This is a genomic window from Streptomyces sp. NPDC023541 (assembly GCF_055559995.1).
Window position 1 is genome coordinate 1 of record NZ_JBVHJO010000008.1, and the last position, 17,933, is coordinate 17,933.

The 17,933-nt window shown below is 72.6% G+C and carries 16 protein-coding genes; 10 read left to right on the forward strand and 6 right to left on the reverse strand.

Annotated elements, in window-relative coordinates; translation table 11 throughout:
• The first annotated feature begins 1,390 nt into the window (after window positions 1-1,390).
• On the forward strand, window positions 1,391-1,831 hold the full coding sequence (locus ACZ3X1_RS20710) for a DUF6086 family protein (protein ID WP_467280576.1): 441 nt from the start codon (window positions 1,391-1,393) through the stop codon (window positions 1,829-1,831).
• A 3-nt stretch (window positions 1,832-1,834) separates the two neighbouring features.
• Here the strand turns inward: ACZ3X1_RS20710 and ACZ3X1_RS20715 are convergent, their stop codons facing one another.
• Window positions 1,835-2,971 carry a serine hydrolase domain-containing protein gene (locus tag ACZ3X1_RS20715; RefSeq protein WP_467280577.1) on the reverse strand — a complete coding sequence of 379 codons (1,137 nt, stop codon included), beginning with the start codon at window positions 2,969-2,971 and terminating at the stop codon, window positions 1,835-1,837.
• Between the two features lie 110 nt (window positions 2,972-3,081).
• On the reverse strand, window positions 3,082-4,233 hold the full coding sequence (locus tag ACZ3X1_RS20720; protein ID WP_467280579.1) for an ROK family transcriptional regulator: 1,152 nt from the start codon (window positions 4,231-4,233) through the stop codon (window positions 3,082-3,084).
• A gap of 55 nt (window positions 4,234-4,288) precedes the next feature.
• Between ACZ3X1_RS20720 and ACZ3X1_RS20725 the strand changes: the two genes are divergently transcribed.
• The 4 genes from ACZ3X1_RS20725 (at window position 4,289) to ACZ3X1_RS20740 (ending at window position 8,427) form a co-directional block, all read left to right on the forward strand.
• On the forward strand, window positions 4,289-5,527 hold the full coding sequence (locus tag ACZ3X1_RS20725; protein ID WP_467280580.1) for an MFS transporter: 1,239 nt from the start codon (window positions 4,289-4,291) through the stop codon (window positions 5,525-5,527).
• Window positions 5,528-5,635: 108 nt separating this feature from the next.
• Window positions 5,636-7,033, forward strand: coding sequence for a uracil-xanthine permease family protein (locus ACZ3X1_RS20730; protein WP_467280736.1), 1,398 nt, complete (start codon window positions 5,636-5,638; stop codon window positions 7,031-7,033).
• A gap of 76 nt (window positions 7,034-7,109) precedes the next feature.
• Complete coding sequence (locus tag ACZ3X1_RS20735) at window positions 7,110-7,751, forward strand: DUF5995 family protein (protein WP_356812768.1); 642 nt, start codon at window positions 7,110-7,112, stop codon at window positions 7,749-7,751.
• A gap of 67 nt (window positions 7,752-7,818) precedes the next feature.
• Window positions 7,819-8,427: a hypothetical protein gene (locus ACZ3X1_RS20740; protein WP_467280581.1), complete on the forward strand. Its 609-nt coding sequence runs from the start codon at window positions 7,819-7,821 to the stop codon at window positions 8,425-8,427.
• Window positions 8,428-8,546: 119 nt separating this feature from the next.
• Here the strand turns inward: ACZ3X1_RS20740 and ACZ3X1_RS20745 are convergent, their stop codons facing one another.
• Together ACZ3X1_RS20745 and ACZ3X1_RS20750 are read right to left on the reverse strand one after the other, a co-directional pair.
• The gene (locus ACZ3X1_RS20745; RefSeq protein ID WP_356812766.1) at window positions 8,547-10,244 is read right to left on the reverse strand and encodes a flavin monoamine oxidase family protein; all 1,698 of its coding nucleotides are present in this window, start codon (window positions 10,242-10,244) and stop codon (window positions 8,547-8,549) included.
• 71 nt (window positions 10,245-10,315) lie between these two features.
• On the reverse strand, window positions 10,316-11,116 hold the full coding sequence (locus ACZ3X1_RS20750) for a carbon-nitrogen hydrolase family protein (protein ID WP_467280583.1): 801 nt from the start codon (window positions 11,114-11,116) through the stop codon (window positions 10,316-10,318).
• Window positions 11,117-11,573: 457 nt separating this feature from the next.
• Here ACZ3X1_RS20750 and ACZ3X1_RS20755 point away from each other — a divergent pair, with 457 nt between their 5' ends.
• Window positions 11,574-11,765 (forward strand): DUF1059 domain-containing protein, encoded by a 192-nt coding sequence (locus ACZ3X1_RS20755; RefSeq protein ID WP_362635801.1) that lies wholly within the window; start codon window positions 11,574-11,576, stop codon window positions 11,763-11,765.
• A gap of 56 nt (window positions 11,766-11,821) precedes the next feature.
• On the opposite strand, the gene ACZ3X1_RS20760 is transcribed toward ACZ3X1_RS20755, so the two are convergent.
• The gene (locus ACZ3X1_RS20760) at window positions 11,822-12,277 is read right to left on the reverse strand and encodes an Lrp/AsnC family transcriptional regulator (protein ID WP_030027017.1); all 456 of its coding nucleotides are present in this window, start codon (window positions 12,275-12,277) and stop codon (window positions 11,822-11,824) included.
• A gap of 10 nt (window positions 12,278-12,287) precedes the next feature.
• Window positions 12,288-13,778: an amino acid permease gene (locus ACZ3X1_RS20765; protein WP_356812763.1), complete on the reverse strand. Its 1,491-nt coding sequence runs from the start codon at window positions 13,776-13,778 to the stop codon at window positions 12,288-12,290.
• 488 nt (window positions 13,779-14,266) lie between these two features.
• On the opposite strand from ACZ3X1_RS20765, the gene ACZ3X1_RS20770 reads away from it, so the two are divergent.
• From ACZ3X1_RS20770 to ACZ3X1_RS20785, 4 genes are all read left to right on the forward strand, one after another.
• Window positions 14,267-15,364, forward strand: coding sequence for a GDSL-type esterase/lipase family protein (locus ACZ3X1_RS20770; RefSeq protein WP_467280584.1), 1,098 nt, complete (start codon window positions 14,267-14,269; stop codon window positions 15,362-15,364).
• A 116-nt stretch (window positions 15,365-15,480) separates the two neighbouring features.
• Window positions 15,481-16,434 (forward strand): SCO0930 family lipoprotein, encoded by a 954-nt coding sequence (locus ACZ3X1_RS20775; protein ID WP_356812761.1) that lies wholly within the window; start codon window positions 15,481-15,483, stop codon window positions 16,432-16,434.
• Between the two features lie 167 nt (window positions 16,435-16,601).
• Window positions 16,602-17,429: a LytR/AlgR family response regulator transcription factor gene (locus tag ACZ3X1_RS20780; protein WP_390077961.1), complete on the forward strand. Its 828-nt coding sequence runs from the start codon at window positions 16,602-16,604 to the stop codon at window positions 17,427-17,429.
• Window positions 17,430-17,585: 156 nt separating this feature from the next.
• Entirely contained in the window at window positions 17,586-17,861 is a 276-nt protein-coding gene (locus ACZ3X1_RS20785; RefSeq protein ID WP_356812759.1) for a hypothetical protein, read from the forward strand.
• Window positions 17,862-17,933 lie beyond the last annotated feature (72 nt).

A 17,933-nucleotide genomic window follows, 5' to 3' on the forward strand; every position in this document is an offset into this window, starting at 1 on the left:
GCTCCTTCGTCGCGTCGCTTCGCGATGTCGCTGCGCTCCACCCTTGACCGACCGTCCCGCCACGGAAATACGAGGACAGCCGGGAAACCCCCAAAAGAACGGGCCGGGGATCGAGCAAGAGACGGGGCGGCCAGCGATGCGCGGGCAGAGCCCGGTGCGCGTCCAATCGCTACGCGCTCCTCGACGACGGCGTCCCCGAGCCCCTCGGGCCGGACATAAGCCGCCACCGATCGCTACGCGCTCCTGCCGGACGGCGTCCGCGAGCCCCTCGGGCCGGACATAGGCCGCCACCAATCGCTACACGCTCCGGCGAGACGGCGTCCGCGAGCCCCGTGGGCTGGGCATAGGCCGCCATCGATCGCTACGCGCTCCTGCCGGACGGCGTCCGCGAGCCCCGTGGGCTGGGCATAGGCCGCCACCGATCGCTACGCGCTCCCCACCGACCGCGTCCGGCCCTCATATAGGGCTGACGGGGGCGATATCGAGGGGCGGAAGGGCGATCCATCGACTCAGCCGAACCCAACCCCCATCAAGACCACCATGAGATCCCAGCCGCCGGTACAGATGGGGACAATTGGGGTGAATTGGCGGCTCTTTGAGGCGCGCACTCACCCAGACCTGGATTGGCATCGCTCCAGCCGTCATCTGACGCTTTTCCACCCCACACAGGGGGCCGGACGCCGTCCGTGAAGAGTGGAGGAAAGTTTCTGCGGCCCGTGACCAGCCCAAGACGGATCGCAGACGCGTGATCGAGGAGCGCGCAGCGATTAGTGGCGGCTTATGACCAGCCCAAATGGCTCGCTGACGCCGTCTCGCAGGAGCGTGTAGCGATTGGTGGCGGCTTATGCCCAGCCCAGGGGGCTCGCAGGCGCCGTCCGGCGGGAGCGCGTAGCGATTTGGGGCGCACCGGGCTCCGCCCGGACGCATCCGACGCCCCGTCCTGAAATCTGGTCCCGGCCCGTTCCTTTGGGGGTTTCCCGGCTGTCCTCGTATTTCCGTGGCGGGACGGTCGGTCAAGGGTGGAGCGCAGCGACATCGCGAAGCGACGCGAGGAACGAGCGCCCTTGACGGGCCGGCCCGACACGGAGAGACGATGGGACTGACGGGAAACCCCCAGCACATCCCTGACACCGCCCGAGCGGCTCCCGACCATCCCGGAGCCCCCGCGCCTCCCCGACCCCCGCCCGAGCCGCTCCCGACCTCCCGAAGCCCCCACGCCTCCCCGTCCCCCGCCCGAGCGGCTCCCGACCTCCCGGAGCCCCCGCGCCTCCCCGACCCCCGCCCGAGCGGCTCCCCACCTCCCGCAACCCCCGCCCCCGCCACCGCCCCCGCCTCCGCCACCACCCCACCCCGTACCCTGACGCGTCGTGATCAACTGAGAGGTGGCGTGGTGAGCCAGTACTTCGACGTGGGCGACGAGACCCTGTGGAACCCGTCCAACGGCGCCTCGCGGATGTTTCAGCGCCAAGTGGCCGCCTTCGAGGCGGAGATGGAACTCCCTTCCGGCATCGGGCCGATGGAGAACGACGAGTGCCAGATCGACCCCGCCGTCTTCGAGGTCTTCGTCAATGCCCTGTTGGCGCGGCACCGGAGGACCAGCCACGCCGTCATGCTCGCGCTCTCCGAAGGGTTCACCGCCACGGTGGTGGTGCTCGCGGAGCGCGCCGGCATCCGGGTGGACTGGGGGCAGCACGGGGCCACCCCGGAGACCCGCTTCGAAAACGTGCAGGCCTCCGGCGTGACGGGGCTGTCCGCTCCTGCGGAGGGGGGAGCGTGGGGTGCGGGGATGCGCGCGAGGGCGTGGGAACTGGGGCGGCGCATGCCGCGCTGACGGTCACGGGCAGAGGGCTTCGTCCACTGTGGCGTCGACGCGTTCCATCACCGTCTTGTCGGTCGGCTGGGTGGTCACCGCGATGTGGGCGGCACGGCGGCCGTGCTCCGTGGCTCCGCCCCGGGTCTCGTATCCGGGGAAGCTGCCGCCGTGGCCCCAGTAGACGCCGCCGCACGACAGGGGCCTGCTCACGAGCCCCAGTCCGTAGCCCGCGCCGCGGCCGAAGTAGTCGGCGGGGACGGTGGTGCGCATCTGGGCGAGCTGGGCGTCCGGGAGGAGGCGGCCCCGTAGGAGCTCGGAGAAGAAGCGGTTGAGGTCCGAGTTGGTGGAGATCAGCTGGCCGGCCGCCCAGCTCCAGGAGGGGTCCATTTCCGTGATGTCGCGCAGCGGCCCGTTCGCTGATTCCCGGTGGTAACCGTGGGGGTGCGGCTCACGGATGGTCACGTCCCCGGGGGCGGGGAAATAGGTGTGGCGCAGCCCGAGGCGCTGGATGATGCGCCGGTCGATCTCCTGGGCGAGGGGCCGGCCGGTGACCTTTTCGGCGATCAGGCCGGCCAGGACGTAATTCGTGTTGCTGTAGGCCCATTTGGCCCCGGGGGCGAAGTCGGCCTTGTGCCGGAGAGCGATGTCGAGGAGGTCGCGGGGGTGATACGGCCGGGGCTGGAGGTCGTCGTGCTCGGTGTAGTTGGGAAGTCCGCTCGTGTGTTGCAGCAGCTGGCGGACGGTGATGTGGCGTCCGTCGATGTCCTCCCCGCGGACGAGGCCGGGGAGGTAGGTGTCGACGGCGGCGTCCAGGCCGACCCTGCCCTCGCCGACCAGTTGGAGTACGACAACGGCGGTGAAGGTCTTGGTGTTGCTGCCGATGCGCACCTGCCCGTCCCTGGGCACCTTCGATCCGGTGGCCAGGTCGCCGACCCCTGCGACGTACGTACGGGTCCGGCCGGCGCGTTCCGTGACGCTCGCCAGCGCGGCGGGCAGGCCGTCGGAGCGCACGAGCCGGTTCAGGTTCTGCTGGACGGTGTCCGGTCCCGTCGCGGCCGCGACGGACGGCGCCCGGACACTCAGGGCGCTCAGGGCCATGACTGCGACGGCCGTGACCGCCGCGACCGGCCGCAGCTTCTTCCGTGCCTGCTTCCCCATGAGCCAGCTCCCCTGTGATCGTCGGCATTTTCGGCGGTGGACGCCGAGGCCGATCCTTCCGGGCGCGGCCGGGCCGTACGATCCCGCTACCGCCCGCACGCCGGGTGGGGTTACCCCCCGAAGAGGGCGCCCTGGGCCGCTTCGCGGGCGGCCAGGCGGGCACCCGACAGGACTGCCGGGTCGCCCAGGGTGGTGGCGCGGATCTCCGTGGGGACGGGGGTCAGTTTCGCCAGCCGGTGGGAGACGCGGGCGGCCAGGGCGGGGCCGCCGGCGCGGCCGAGTTCTCCGGCCAGGACTACGCATCCGGGGTCGAGGAGGGCCGCGGCGGCCGCGGCGCCCAGGGCGAGGCGTTCGGCGAGGGCTTCGAGGAAGGGCTCGCCCGCGGCGCCCGCGACGGCCTGCTCGGCGGGGCCCGTGAAGCCGTGTTCGCGCGCCAGCGCGGTCACGGCGTCCCGGCCGGCCAGAGCGTGGAACCCGCCCGCGCAGTCGGCGGCCGAGGGCAGTCCGCCGGTGCCCGGCACCGGGAGGAAGCCGATCTCGCCCGCGCCGCCGGAGGCGCCGCGGCGCAGCCGGCCGTCCAGGACGACCGCCGCGCCCACGCCGGCGCCGAGCCACAGCAGGACGAAGGAGTCCAGGTCGCGGGCGACGCCGAGGCGCTGCTCGGCGAGGGCGGCCAGGTTGGTCTCGTTCTCGACGACCACGACGGCGGGCAGGGTCCGTTGGAGGGCGGTGACCAGGTCGCGGTGCCAGGCGGGGAGGCCGAGGGTGTCGCGGAGTTCGCCGGTGGCGGGAGTGACCAGGCCGGGGGCGCCGACGACGACGGTGTGCAGTTCGGCGGCGCCGGCCTCGTGGGCGGTGCGCAGCAGGGCCGCGACCGCGTCCTCGGGTGCGCCGACGGGGAGGGCGGCTTCGGCGAGGGGGTGGCCGAGCAGGTCGGTGACGACGGCGGTGACCCGGTCGGTGCGGACGTCGAGTGCGGCCAGGTGGGCGCGGCTGGCGACGATCCCGTAGAGCTTGGCGTTGGGGCCGCGGCGCTGTTCGCCGGATTCGCCGACGACTTCGATCAGGCCGGCTTCGGTGAGCCGGTCGACGAGGTCGGCGACGGAGGGGCGGGAGAGGCCGGTCAGGGTTTTCAGCTGGGTGGCCGTCAGCGGTCCGGAGTCCTGGAGGAGTTGCAGGGCGAGGCGGTCGTTGATGGCCCGGGCCGTGCTGGGTGAGGCGGGGGACGGTACCGGTGCGGTCGCTGGAGTCACGGCGCCCATCCTAGGGAGTCGGGACCATCATCTATCAGGCAGGGTCCCTGATAGTTTATGCGTCATGACCGGGGACTCCGACCTCAGCCCGGCGCGCCTGCGCCATGCCCGTTTCGCCATCGCCGCCGTCTTCTGCGCCCACGGCGCCGTCACCGGCTCCTTCGCCACGCGCATCCCCTGGATCCAGGACCACGCCCAGCTCAGCGCGGGCACCCTGGGGCTCGCGCTCGCCTTCCCCGCCCTGGGCGCCGCGCTGGCGATGCCGCTGGCCGGGCGGATCAACCACCGCTTCGGCGCGCGGGCCGCGCTGCGGGGGCTGCTGGCCATGTGGACCCTCTCGCTGATCCTGCCGAGCCTCGCCCCGAACCTGCCCGCCCTGTGCCTCGCCCTCCTCGTCTACGGGGCCACCGCGGGCATGTCGGACGTGGCGATGAACGCGCTGGGCGTGGAGACCGAGAACCGGCTGGGCCGCTCGATCATGTCCTCCCTGCACGGCATGTGGAGCGTGGGCGCGCTGCTGGGGTCCGCCGCCGGTACGGTCGCCGCGCACACCGGGACCGACGCCCGGCTGCACCACCTGGTCGCCGCGCTCGTCCTGACCGCGGGCGGGCTGGTCGCCGTGCAGGGCGTGCTGGACCTGCGCAGCGACGAGGAGACGGAGGCGCCGCCGCACTTCGCGCTGCCGCCCAGGTCCGCGCTGCTGATCGGCGCGATCGGGTTCTGCGCGGTGTTCGCCGAGGGTGCGAGCCTGGACTGGTCGGCGGTCTACCTGCGGGACGTCCTGCACACGGACGCGGGCCTGGCGGCCGCCTCCACCACGGCCTTCGCGCTGACCATGGCCGTGGCCCGGCTCGTCGGCGACCGGGTGGTGGACCGCTTCGGGCCGGTGCGCACGGTCCGCGCGGGCGGCGTCCTGGCGACCGTGGGCGGTCTGCTCGTGGTCGGCGTCCAGCACCCGGCCGGGGCGCTGGCCGGCTTCGGGATGATCGGCCTCGGCATCGCGGTGGTGGTCCCGCTGGCCTTCGCCGCGGCGGGCCGCAGCGGCCCGGCTCCGGCGCAGGCGATCGCCGGTGTCGCGACGATCACCTACACCTCGGGGCTGATCGCACCGTCGGCGATCGGCGCCGTGGCCGACGCGACCTCGCTGGTGGTGTCGTTCGGGCTGGTGACCGTGCTGGCGTTCGCGCTGGTGGTGGGTGCAGCGGTGCTGCGCCCGAAGTCCCCGGTCGGGCAGTCCGGGGGCGGGTTCACCGGGAAGGCCGGCCCCTCGGACCGGGACGAACCTGCCGATATCCGGCCGTAATATGTCGACTGGCCGCAGCAGCACTCCGTGCGCTGCGGCCTCGATGTGGGCGCGGCCGCGGCCGCGCTCGTCCGGATGGCCGGAAAGACCGGGAAAGAGGAGTGGAACATGGGCCTCGGCGTGGGCTGGACCCTGCACGGTGACGGGCGGACTCCCGCCCCCGGCGCGGTGGTCCGGCCGGAGGAGCGGCTGTCGTGGCCGCGGACCGCCGGGCTGGGCGCCCAGCACGTCGTGGCGATGTTCGGGGCGAGTTTCGTCGCCCCGGTCCTGATGGGCCTGGATCCGAACCTGGCCATCATGATGTCCGGCATCGCGACGGTGATCTTCCTGCTCGCGACACGCGGCCGGGTGCCCTCGTACCTGGGCTGCTCGCTGTCCTTCGTCGGTGTCGCGGCGGCGATCCGGGCGGCGGGCGGGGACAGCGCGGTCGTCACGGGTGCCGTGTTCGTCGTCGGCGCGGCACTGTTCCTGGCCGGTCTCGCGGTGCGGCGCTTCGGCGCCCGCATCATCCACACGGCGATGCCGCCGATCGTGACGGGCGCGGTGGTGATGCTGATCGGCTTCAACCTGGCGCCGGTGACGGCGTCGACGTACTGGCCGCAGGACCAGTGGACGGCGCTGCTGACCATGCTGTTCACCGGGTTCGCCGTGGTCTGCCTGCGCGGTTTCTGGTCACGCATCGCGATCTTCCTGGGGCTGGTCTTCGGGTACGCGATCTCCTGGCTCTCCGACCTGCTGTTCGGGAAGATCCACTCGACGGTGGGCGGCGAGGCGGCCGTGGACCACTGGCGCCTGGACCTCTCCGCGGTCGCGAAGGCCGACTGGGGCGGGCTGCCGTCCTTCCACGGGCCGTCCTTCGAGTGGTCGGCGATCATGGTCGCCCTGCCCGTGGTGATCGCGCTGATCGCCGAGAACGCCGGGCACATCAAGGCCGTCGGCGAGATGACCGGCGACCCCCTCGACGACGAGCTGGGCACGGCCATCGCGGCGGACGGCGCCGCGTCGATGCTGTCCACGGCGGTCGGCGGCCCGCCCAACACCACGTACTCCGAGAACATCGGCGTCATGGCGGCCACGCGCGTCTACTCCACGGCGGCCTACTGGGCGGCGGCGGGTTTCGCACTGCTCTTCGGCCTGTGCCCCAAGTTCGGCGCGGTCGTCGCCGCGATCCCGGGCGGCGTCCTGGGCGGCATCACCGTCATCCTCTACGGCATGATCGGCCTGCTCGGCGCCCAGATCTGGATCAACGGCAGGGTGGACCTGCGCAATCCGCTGAACCTGGTGCCGGCCGCGGCCGGCATCATCATCGGTGTCGGCGGCGTGAAGCTGCAGATCACCGACAGCTTCGAGCTGGGCGGCATCGCGCTGGGCACGATCGTGGTGATCGGCGGCTACCACGCGCTGCGGCGCTTCGCCCCCGCGCACTTGAAGCCTCAGGAGCCCCTGCTCGACGCGGGCACGTCCGCCTACGACGACGGCGGGGAGGCGGAGGACAAGCCCCGTTGACGGGGTTTCGTCCGAACCGGGGAAGCGTACGGCCAAGTTCCCCGGATCCGCGCCGGCGCCTGCGACTCTGCCTCCCATGGAAGCGGTGCTGGCGCGGATGCGCGCCCTGGAGGAGCGGCTCCCGCCGCAGGACGGTGTCGCCGTCTTCAACCGGGTCTACCTGACGGTGACGGAGACCCTGCACCATCGGATGGCCCAGGGAGGTTTCCCCGCGCCCCGGCGGGCGGCGATCCTCAGCGTGCGGTTCGCGGAGCGGTACCTGACGGCGGTGGAGGCGGACCGGGCCCCGGCCTGCTGGCGCCCGCTGCTGCAGTACCGCCGCCATCCCGGGATCCGGCCGCTGCAGCACGCGCTGGCCGGGATCAACGCGCACATCGGTCACGACCTGGCGCTCGCGGTGGTCGCCACCTGCGGTGAGCTGGACTGCGAACCGCGGGCCCTGGAGGCGGACTTCGACCGGGTCGGCGACACGCTGGTCTCGCTGGAGGAGCACATCCGGGAGGACCTGATGCCGGGCCCGGACCTGCTGGAGATCGCCGATCCGCTGACCCACCTGGTCGGCTCGTGGAGCCTGGAGCGCGCCCGCGCGGGAGCCTGGTCGGCGGCCCGGCTGCTGTGGACGCTGCGCCGGGCGCCGGACCTGGCCGAGGAGTTCACCGACTCCCTGGACGCGGGCGTGGGGCTGGTCGGCCGCTGCCTGCTGACCCCGAGGGGCTGACGCGGGGCCGAGACGCCGTACGCGCCGACCCGGGGCCGCTGTCAGGGCCTGGCGATAGATTCCGGCCATGACGACACTTCTCCTCGACGGCGGTCCGGTCGCCCCGGACGCCCCGGTCAGCCGGACCGGGGGCGTCCCGCTGGGCCCCGCCGCAATGCTCTGGCCCGAGTGCCGCGCATGCGCGGGCCCGCTGCAGTTCCTCGCCCAGATCGTGCTCGACGCGGGTGTGCTGGCCCTGTTCATGTGCGCGAACCGCCCCGGAGAATGCGAGCAGTGGAGTCCCTCCGCGGGCGGGAACCTGGCCCTGCTGCTGCCCGCCGAGGGGCTGGTGCCCGTACCGGCGCCGCGCGGGGCGGCTCCGGAGGTGCTGGGGCTGGGCGCGGTACGGGCGGCCGTGCCCGCGGCGGCCCTGCCCTCGGTTGCCCTGCCCTCGGTATCCCTGCCGTCGGTTGCCGCGTCCGAGGGGCGGGCCGTGCTGGGCTCGCTCGGCGGCGAGCCCGACTGGCTCCAGTACGACGAGACCCCCGACTGCCCTGCGTGCGCCCGGCCGATGGGGTTCGCGGCGGGCCTGGCGGAGGGGCCGGACCCGGTCACGGCCATGAACTTCGGCTCGGGGCAGGCCTACGCCCACGTGTGCGGCGGATGCGGACGGGCGGCGCTGCTGTGGCAGTGCTGAACGTGCCGGACGCCCGGGATCCGTGGATGCGGGCATGAGAACGGGCCGCCGTCCCGCGTGCTGACGGCGCGGGGCGGCGGCCCGTGATCTGGAGGCCCCTGATCCGGGGGCCGGGAGGATCAGTCCTCCGGGAGTTCGACCGGGGCGATCTCGTCGTAGACGTCGCCCGGGCCGGGGTTGGTGGAGTCGGTGGAACCGCCGAGGTGGTGCATGACGCCCCAGACGGCGTTGAGGGCGGTCTGGACCGCGCCCTCGGCCCAGCCGGCCGTCCAGGAGATGTCGTCGCCCGCGAGGAAGATGCCGCGCTTGTCCTCGGGGAGGCGGTCCTGCATGAAGTGGGTGAACAGGCGGCGCTGGTAGCGGTAGTGGCCGGGGAGGTTGGCCTTGAACGCGCCCATGAAGTAGGGCTCGTCCTCCCAGGAGACGGTGACCGGGTTGCCGATGATGTGGCGGCGGATGTCGACCTTGGGGTAGATCTCGCCGAGGGACTTCAGCATGACCTCCATCCGCTCGTTCGCGGACAGCGGCAGCCACTTGAGGCTGTCGTCGCACCAGGTGTACGAGAGGCAGATGACGGCGGGCTTGTCCGGGCCGTTGTCGAGCAGGTAGGTGCCGCGGGTCATGCGGTCGGTCAGCGTCATCGACATGACGTCGCGGCCGGTCTCCTCGTCCTTGTCCAGCCAGAACGGCCGGTCGACGGGGACGAACAGCTTGGACGACTCCATGTAGTGGGTGCGCTCGATCGCCGTCCAGTGGTCGATCGGGAACAGCGTGTCGTCGCACTCGATCTTCGAGAGGAGCATCCAGGACTGCGCCGTGAAGATCGCGGCGCGGTACGTGCGGATGTCGCCGGAGGAGTCGGTGACGGTGATGCGGTTGCCGGCGGTGCGGTGCAGGCGGGTCACGGCGGGGCGCGGGGCGCCGTCGTGGAGGGTGGACAGGGAGGTGCCCTGGGCCCAGTGGACGATCTTCTCGGGCTCGCGCTCCCACAGGCGCAGCGGCAGCTGCTGGGAACCGCCGACGATGCCGCGGTGGTGGTCGTCGGCCTCGGTGTAGACGACGCGCAGGATCTCCAGGATGGAGTTCGGGAAGTCGGTGTCCCAGCCGCCGGTGCCGAAGCCGACCTGGCCGAAGATCTCGCGCTTGCGGAAGGACTTGAAGGCCTCCGACTTGCAGAGGAAGCCGTAGAAGGTCTCGTCGTCGAGCTTCTCGACGAGCTTGGCCCAGATCTCGCGGATGCGCGGGACGTCCCGCTCGCGCATCGCGGTGTTCATGTCGGAGAAGTCGGCGCCCTCGTCGAGGCAGGCGTTCCAGGCCTCGGCGACGTCGCGGTAGATCTGCGGGAGGTCCGCGATGGTCTCGGCGTAGTGGCTCTCGCCCTTGAGGTCGACGACCGTGGAGGGGGTGGCCTCGGCGAGCGGGTTCGGGAAGGGCTCGGTGACCAGGCCGACGAGGTCGATGTAGTGCTGCAGGGCCGTGGAGGAGGGCGGGAAGCGCATGGCGCCCATCTCGGCGGTGAGGCCCTCGGTCTCGGCGCCCTCGAAGCCGACGGTGCGCAGGCGGCCGCCGATCTGGTCGGCCTCGTAGACGACGGGCTTGAGGCCCATCTTCATGAGCTCGTAGGCGGAGATGATGCCGGAGAGTCCGCCGCCGATGACGGCGACCTCGGTGCCGAACTCGGTCGCGGGTATCTGGCCGAGGCCCGCCGGGTGGGCGAGGAAGTCGTCGTAGGCGTACGGGAAGTCCGGACCGAACATGGTGATCGGCGGCTGTCCGTCGCTGTGCGGGACGGCGGTGGTGGGCACCGTGGACGTCATGGGGTACGACTCCTTGCGGGCAGGGCTCGGGGGGGGTGGAGCGGTGGGGGCGGGAGGGGTGCTGGTGCGGGTCAGACGAGCGAGGCGTAGAGCCCGGGCCGGCGGTCGCGCAGGTAGGGGTTGTTCTCGCGCGAGGCGCTGAGCAGCTCGGGGTCGACCTCGCCGAGCACCATTTCCTCGCCGCGGCCGGCGCGGGTGCGGGTGGTGCCGTCGGGGCTCGCCAGGCAGCTGAGGCCGACGAACTCGAACTCGCCCTCGGGGCCGGTGCGGTTGACGTACGCGATGTACATCTGGTTCTCGAAGGCCCGGACGGGGACGAGGTGCTCGGCGACGAACTGGAAGGGGTGCATCTGGGCGGTCGGCACCAGGAGGAGGTCGGTGCCCGCGAGCGCGTGGGCGCGGACGTTCTCGGGGAACTCCACGTCGTAGCAGATCATGATGCCGATGCGGAGGCCGCCGAGTTCGGCCTGGACGACGGGGGTGTCGCCGGGGGTGAAGGCGTCCTGCTCGAAGCAGCCGAAGAGGTGGGTCTTGCGGTAGTTCGCGAGGGAGGCGCCGTCGGGGCCGATGAGCTGGGCGGAGTTGTAGACCGTCTCGCCGTCGCGCTCGGGGTAGCCGTAGAGGACGGCGAGTCCGTGGCGCCGGGCGATCTCGCCGACGGCCCGGGCGGAGTCTCCGTCGCGGGTCTCGGCCAGTCCGGGGACGGCGTCGAGGTCGAGCGCGTAGCCGGTCAGGAACATCTCGGAGGTGACCAGCAGCCCGGACCCCGCCTGTGCGGCGCGCTCGGCGGCCTCGTCGAGCGCCTTGAGGTTCTCGGCGACATCGCCGAGGACTCCGGAGCTCTGGAGGAGGGCGGTGCGCAGCGGGGGCATGGGCGAACCTCTGTGGCAGGAGGGGTGGGTGCGGTCCTATAGACGGTACGTTTCGCCCTCCCGGCGCAACAAGGCGCCGATGTTGCGCGCTGGTGTGCGATTCGTTGCGCGTTACGAGGTCGGGGCGGCGATTCGTTGCGTCACGCGTTCGGCGACGTCGTTCCGCTGGGGGCCCGGGGTGCCCGGGGAATCGCGAAGCCCCTGGTGGGGCGTCGTGCGGAGGCTGCCCGCCGGTGCTGGGGCGACCGTACACCGGGGCCCGGCCGGCCGCTGTGATCCGGGCGACGAGGGTGGACAGCTCGTTCCGGTGGGGCGCGGAGCGGGCTTCCGGTCCCGGGTGCGCCGCGCCGAGCGGTACGCGCGCCCGCCCGGCTTTCGCCGGGTCGCGGCGAAGAGGATCGTGGGAGGTGCACCGTCGGCGTCGGCGCCGGCGGACACCCGTCCCGGGAGGCACCTCATGCGCAAGGTCATGGACTGCAGGGACTACCCCAGCGAGATGAACTGCACCCTCGCGATCTCGGGCGAGGAGGAAGAGGTCGTCGCGGCGGCCGCCCAGCACGCCGCGGCCGTTCACGGCCACGATGACACTGCGGAGTTCCGGAACTCGCTGCGCGGCATGCTGAAGGACGAGGCGCCCCAGCACGCCTGACGCGGCCCGGGGGGCGTTTTCCGCAACCGGCGGCCCCGGACCCGCGGGGGGACGGCCTACGCGGGGGCGCCCGAGGTGAAGCGGCGCAGGAGCGGGGACAGGACGAGGACGGACTTCGTGCGTTCGACGAAGGGCTCGCCCGCGATGCGCTCCAGGACCCGCTCGAAGTGGCGCATGTCGGAGGCGAAGATCTGGACGAGGGCGTCCGCGTCGCCGGTGACGGTCGACGCGGACACCACCTCGGGGTACCGCTCCAGTCCGCGCCGGATGTCGTCCGGCGAGGTGTTGTGGCGACAGTAGATCTCGATGAAGCCCTCGGTCTCCCAGCCCATGGCGGCCGGGTCGACGCGGACGGTGAAGCCGGTGATGGCGCCTTCGGCGCGCAGCCGGTCCACGCGCCGTTTGACGGCGGGCGCGGAGAGCCCGACCTCGGAGCCGATGTCCGCGTAGGAGCGGCGGGCGTCCTCGGCGAGGGCGTGCACGATGCGTTCGTCGAGATCGTTCAGTCGCACGGGCGGTGAATCACTTCTGTTCAGCGACCTCCGCGGCCGGAGCGGCCACATCGGCCACAGTGGCCAGGCTGGAGCGGCGCATGCCGTAGAAGAAGTAGATCACGAGCCCGACCGCCATCCAGCCACCGAACACCAACCAGGTGGCCAGCGGCAGCTCGGTCATGAGAACCGCGCAGAGGACGAAGCCCAGGATCGGGGTCACCGGGAAGAGGGCGACCTTGAAGGTGCGGTTCATGTCGGGGCGGGTGTAGCGCAGGATGACGACGGCCACGTTGACCAGGCCGAAGGCGAAGAGCGTGCCGATGCTGGTGGCGTTGGCGAGCTCACCCAGCGGGATGAACGCGGCGAGCAGTCCGCAGAAGAGGCAGACGATGATCGTGTTGACCTTCGGGGTGCCGGTCTTCTCGTCGACCTTGGCGAAGGACTTGGGCATCAGGCCGTCGCGCGACATGGCGAAGAGGATGCGGGTCTGGCCGTACAGCACGGCGAAGACGACGCTGGCGATGGCGACGACCGCGCCGGCGGCCAGGATGACGCTCCAGAAGGAGTGGCCGGTGACGTTCTCCATGATCTGGGCCAGGGCGGCCTCGCTGCCCTCGAACTCCTGCCAGGGCATGGCGCCGACGGCGACCAGGGCGACGAGGCAGTAGATCGCGGTGACGATCAGCAGCGAGAGCATGATCGCGCGGGGCAGGTCCTTCTTCGGGTTCTTGGCTTCCTCACCGGCGGTGGAGGCCGCGTCGAAGCCGATGTACGAGAAGAAGAGCATGGAGGCCGCGGTGCCGATGGCGGTGACGCCGAGCGGGGCCAGCGGGGTGTAGTTGCCGGCCTTGATGCCCATGAAGCCGATGACGATGAACAGCGCCAGCGTCACGATCTTGACGGCGACCATGATCGTGTTGATGCGGGCGCTCTCCCGGGCTCCGCGGAGCAGGAAGACCATGCACAGGAGCACCACGACGAGGGCGGGGAGGTTGATGTAGCCGCCCTCGCCCAGCGGGGCGGAGAAGCCCTCGGGGATCGTGATGCCGAGCGTGCCGTCGAGCAGCTCGTTGAGGTACTGGCCCCAGCCGACGGCGACCGCCGCGACCGAGACGCCGTACTCCAGGACCAGGCACCAGCCGCAGACCCAGGCTATGAGCTCGCCCATGGTGGCGTAGGCGTAGGAGTACGAGGAGCCCGCGACCGGGATCGAGCCCGCGAGCTCGGCGTAGGAGAGCGCCGAGAACAGCGCGGTCAGGCCCGCGACGATGAACGCGATGAAGACGGCCGGGCCGGCGACCGGGGTGGCCTCGCCGAGGACGACGAAGATGCCGGTGCCCAGGGTCGCGCCGATGCTGATCATGGTCAGCTGCCACATGGTGAGCGAACGCTTCAGCGCGCCGCCCTCACCCTGGCCGCCTTCGGCGACCAGCTGCTCGACCGGCTTGCGGCGGAGCAGCGGGTTGGCGGGCCTGCGGGGCTCGGAAGCGAGCGGTGGCGCCTGGCCGTGGTCGAGCACGAGGGGACTCCTTGTCACTGCGGATCGGAGAGGTCGGGGATGAGGCGTCGACCGCGACGGTCCGGAGCAGGACAGGGCCCGATGGGGGAAGGGCCTGGCATGGGGGACCGCCGAGCAGGCGATCCGCGCCACTCCACGTACAGCGAGTGAGCCTACGAGCTGAGTGATACCGCCCGTAATGGACCATCCTTGCACATTGGCGCACGATCGTTGCGCGGATCGGTCACTGACAGTCGTTTGTTGCGTGCCGATGATCGATCGCTGCGTAGCCGCCGAGAACCCCGTTTCTTGACACTGCGTCAGGTGTGCCGCAGCGTGCCGTCCTCCGTCCGGGCGCGCGCCGCGACAGCCGGTGCACCCCTCGGCGGTGGAAACCGGGTCCGAGCGGGGTACGGGTGAACGCGGTGGCACCGGGGTGACGGGGCAGGCGCCCGGGTGGACGGCGGGGGCCGCGCGGAGCTCCCGTGTCCGACGATCGGAGGCCGAGGATGAGCGCACCCGTGCACGACGAGGGCAGACCCGGACCGTGGCAGGACGCGGGACGGGGCGGGGTTCCGGGCACGCGGCGGGGAGCGGGCCGGGGAGCGGAGCAGGACGCCTGGCAGGATCCGCGGCCCTTCCTGCGCGGGGTCGCCTGGCTGGACAGGGGCCGGCCGGTGCGCGCCGACCCGGTGGACACCATGCGGCTGCCCTGGGACACCGGCGAGCGGGCCACCCTGCCCATCGGGGTCCGGCTGGAGTTCACCACCGAGACCGCGCGGGCCGTCGAGATCCGCTACCGGGCCACGGTTCCCGGCCCGACGGACGCCCTGCGCGACCTCGCGCACGGCTTCGCCCTGTGGGACCGCCACGGGGTGGTCAGCGAGGTGTTCACCGAACCGGCCGCGGAGGCCGTCGTACGCATCGGACTCGGGGCCGGCGACGGCCCCTTCACCATCCACCCGCCCGAGAACCAGTCCCCGCTCGTCCTCGGCCTGCGCGGGATCGGCGGCGCCCTCTCCCCCGCGCCGCCCGCGCCGCGCTGGGTGGTGCACGGCGACTCCATCACCGAGGGCTGGTGGTCCACGCGCCCCGCCCACGGCTGGCCCGCCGTCGCCGGCCGGGCCCTCGGCCTGGACACCGTCAACCTCGGCTACGCGGGCGCCGCGCGCGGCGAACTGGCCACCGCCGAACAGCTCGCGGGCCTGCCCGCGGACGTCCTCACCCTCGCTTTCGGCACCAACTGCTGGTCCCGGGTGCCCTACTCGGTACCGCTGCTGTACGAGACCACGCGCGCCTTCCTCGAACTGGTCCGGCAGGGGCACCCGCGCACCCCCCTGCTGCTGGTCTCCCCCGTCCTGCGGCCCGACGCCGAACGCACCCCGAACAAGCTCGGCGCCACCCTGGGCGCCCTGCGCGACGCGATGGAGCGCGCCACCCGGGACCGGATCGCCGCCGGCGACGACCGGCTCGCCGTCCTCCCGGGCCGCGACCTGCTCGGACCCGAGCACCTCGCGGACGGGTTGCACCCCAACGACTCCGGACACCAGGTGCTCGGCCTCGCTGTGGCCACGGCCCTGCGGCGCGCCGGGTTCGACGGGGGGTGAGTGAAACAGCCCACACCGGACGCGGTGAACAGATCCCGTCCGACGGGGCGTGTCCTGTGCACAGTTGCCGCCGCTGGGGGCGGCGGTACGACAGACACGATGTGGGAGAGATCAACATGGGCATGAAGCGCGCAACCACCTTCGCCGCGGCCGCCGTCGCCGTCGTCCTGGCGGCCAGCGCCTGCGGCCCGTCGGACTACAAGGCCTCGGACACGACCCAGCCCGCCGGAGCCGCCGCCGACGCAGCCGCCCCGGCGGCGGCGGGCGGTCCGGGCAACCAGCCCGGCGGGCAGCTCGCGGCGTCCACCACCGAGCAGCTCGGCCCCGTCCTCACCGACAGCGCGGGCCTGACGCTCTACCGCTTCGACAAGGACACCGCGAAGCCGCCGAAGTCGAACTGCGAGGGGGACTGCGCGAAGACCTGGCCCGTGGTCGCGGCCGGTGACGTCACCGCCGCCGCGGGGATGGACCCCTCGCTGCTCGGCGAGGTGGTGCGCAGCGACGGTACGAAGCAGCTGACGGTGGCGGGTTGGCCCGCGTACCGCTTCAACAAGGACGCCAAGCCGGGCGACTTGAAGGGGCAGGGCGTCGGCGGGGTGTGGTTCGCGTTCGGCCCGGACGGCAAGAAGGCGGCCAAGGGCGCCCCGGCCGAGGCCGCTCCGGCGCCCGCCGCCTCTGCCGCCCCCGGCGAGGCCGCCCCGGCGCAGGCGGCGGACGGGCTGTCCGTGGCGAAGGACCCCAAGCTCGGCGAACACATCGTCGACGGCGCGGGAATGACCGTCTACCGCTTCAAGAAGGACTCCGCGTGGCCGATGGTCTCCAACTGCGTGGGCGACTGCGTGGCCAAGTGGCCGGTCGTGCCCCCCGTGGACAAGGCCAACGCCAAGGGCATCACGGAGAAGAACTACCTCGTCCTGGACCGCCCGGACGGCAAGAAGCAGCAGACCGTCGACTGCTGGCCGGTCTACACCTTCTCGGGCGACAAGAAGCCCGGTGACACCAACGGGCAGGGCGTGGGCGGCACCTGGTACGCCGTCTCCCCCGACGGCAAGCTGATCACCGTCCAGTAGCCGGTCCGGTCCCCCGACCCCCCACCACGGTCCGCGCGGCCTCTGCCCCACCTCCCCCCGGGCAGGGGCCGCGCATCCGTTCCTGCCCGAAGGGATGCCCCCGGGGGTGTCCGGCGGACGACCCGGGCCCGGCCTTGATCCGCCGGACAGCCCTTAGACTCGGCGCCATGCTGCGAGTGCTCGCTGTCGACGACGAGAAGCCGCTCCTGGAGGAACTCCTCTACCTGCTGCGCTCGGACCCCCGGGTGCGCAGCGCGGAGGGCGCCTCGGACGCCACCGAGGCGCTGCGCCGCGTCACTCGGGCGCTGGAGTCCGGTCCGGACGGGCCCGACGGCATCGACGTGGTGTTCCTCGACATCCACATGGCCGGCCTGACCGGGCTGGACATCGCCCGGCTGCTGGCCGGGTTCGCGCGGCCGCCGCTGATCGTGTTCGTCACCGCCCACGAGGGTTTCGCCGTACAGGCCTTTGACCTGAAGGCCGTGGACTACGTGCTCAAGCCGGTGCGCCCGGAGCGGCTGGCGGAGGCCGTGCGGCGGGCCTGCGCGCAGCTGGGCCGGGCCGAGGAGGTGCCGGTGGCAACCGCCGCGGCGCCGGCGGGCCCGCCGGCCGTGGTCGCGGCGCGCCGCCCTGCCCCGGAAGCCGCCGTCGCCGACCGGGGACCGGAGCAGATCGCGGTCGAGCTGGGCGGTGTCACCCGCTTCGTGGCGATCGCCGACATCGCCTACGTCGAGGCGCAGGGCGACTACGCCCGCCTGCACACCGACGAGGGCAGCCATCTGGTGCGGATCCCGCTGTCCACGCTGGAGGAGCGGTGGGGGGCGCGCGGGTTCGTGCGGATCCACCGCCGTCATCTGGTGGCGCTGGCCCGGATCGACGAGCTCCGGCTGGACTCGGGCACCACGACGGTCCGGGTGGGGGCGGCCGAACTCCAGGTCAGCCGCAGGCACTCGCGGGAGCTGCGCGACCTGTTGATGCGGCACGCGACCGTCTGAAACCGGTCGCCGCCGGGCGCGTGCGGGTGCCGTTCACCGCACCGGGAGGGGCGTACGGCGATCCGCGGGAGCCGCCTGCCGCACCGGTGGCGGGAACGGGCCGCCGATGCCGTCGCCGCTGCGTATCGTGGATCTTCCCGGCGCGGGAGGAGCGAGATGTCCGAGGTCCAGGCGCTGGTCGACGCCCTGAGCGGGCTGCCGCGGAGGCGGCCGGCGGGGCCCGCCGAGGCCGAGGTGCTGCTCGCCCTGCTGCGCAGCGCGGCCGCCCGCTGGGCGGACATCCTGTACGAGGCCGGCGAGGGCGTCCGAGATCAGGTCCCGCCGCGCGCGGAGGCGGCGCTGACACTGGCCTTCCGGCGGGCGGAGGAGTCTTACGTGGAGCTGGAGATCGCCCTGCGCGACTGCGCCGAGCACCGCGACCCGGCCGTCTGAGCGCGGGTGGGCCCGCGGGGTCCGAATCGTGCCTGTCGCCCGGTCGGGGGGCGTGCGTAGACTCCGGTCACC

Excerpts from the sequence above, each read along its gene's own strand:
- ACZ3X1_RS20715 (WP_467280577.1), bottom strand. The coding sequence starts at position 2,971 with ATGGGGAAGCAGGCACGGAAGAAGCTGCGGCCGGTCGCGGCGGTCACG.
- ACZ3X1_RS20720 (WP_467280579.1), bottom strand. The coding sequence starts at position 4,233 with ATGGGCGCCGTGACTCCAGCGACCGCACCGGTACCGTCCCCCGCCTCA.
- ACZ3X1_RS20725 (WP_467280580.1), top strand. The coding sequence starts at position 4,289 with ATGACCGGGGACTCCGACCTCAGCCCGGCGCGCCTGCGCCATGCCCGT.
- ACZ3X1_RS20730 (WP_467280736.1), top strand. The coding sequence starts at position 5,636 with ATGGGCCTCGGCGTGGGCTGGACCCTGCACGGTGACGGGCGGACTCCC.
- ACZ3X1_RS20735 (WP_356812768.1), top strand. The coding sequence starts at position 7,110 with ATGGAAGCGGTGCTGGCGCGGATGCGCGCCCTGGAGGAGCGGCTCCCG.
- ACZ3X1_RS20740 (WP_467280581.1), top strand. The coding sequence starts at position 7,819 with ATGACGACACTTCTCCTCGACGGCGGTCCGGTCGCCCCGGACGCCCCG.
- ACZ3X1_RS20745 (WP_356812766.1), bottom strand. The coding sequence starts at position 10,244 with ATGACGTCCACGGTGCCCACCACCGCCGTCCCGCACAGCGACGGACAG.
- ACZ3X1_RS20750 (WP_467280583.1), bottom strand. The coding sequence starts at position 11,116 with ATGCCCCCGCTGCGCACCGCCCTCCTCCAGAGCTCCGGAGTCCTCGGC.
- ACZ3X1_RS20755 (WP_362635801.1), top strand. The coding sequence starts at position 11,574 with ATGCGCAAGGTCATGGACTGCAGGGACTACCCCAGCGAGATGAACTGC.
- ACZ3X1_RS20770 (WP_467280584.1), top strand. The coding sequence starts at position 14,267 with ATGAGCGCACCCGTGCACGACGAGGGCAGACCCGGACCGTGGCAGGAC.
- ACZ3X1_RS20775 (WP_356812761.1), top strand. The coding sequence starts at position 15,481 with ATGGGCATGAAGCGCGCAACCACCTTCGCCGCGGCCGCCGTCGCCGTC.
- ACZ3X1_RS20780 (WP_390077961.1), top strand. The coding sequence starts at position 16,602 with ATGCTGCGAGTGCTCGCTGTCGACGACGAGAAGCCGCTCCTGGAGGAA.
- ACZ3X1_RS20785 (WP_356812759.1), top strand. The coding sequence starts at position 17,586 with ATGTCCGAGGTCCAGGCGCTGGTCGACGCCCTGAGCGGGCTGCCGCGG.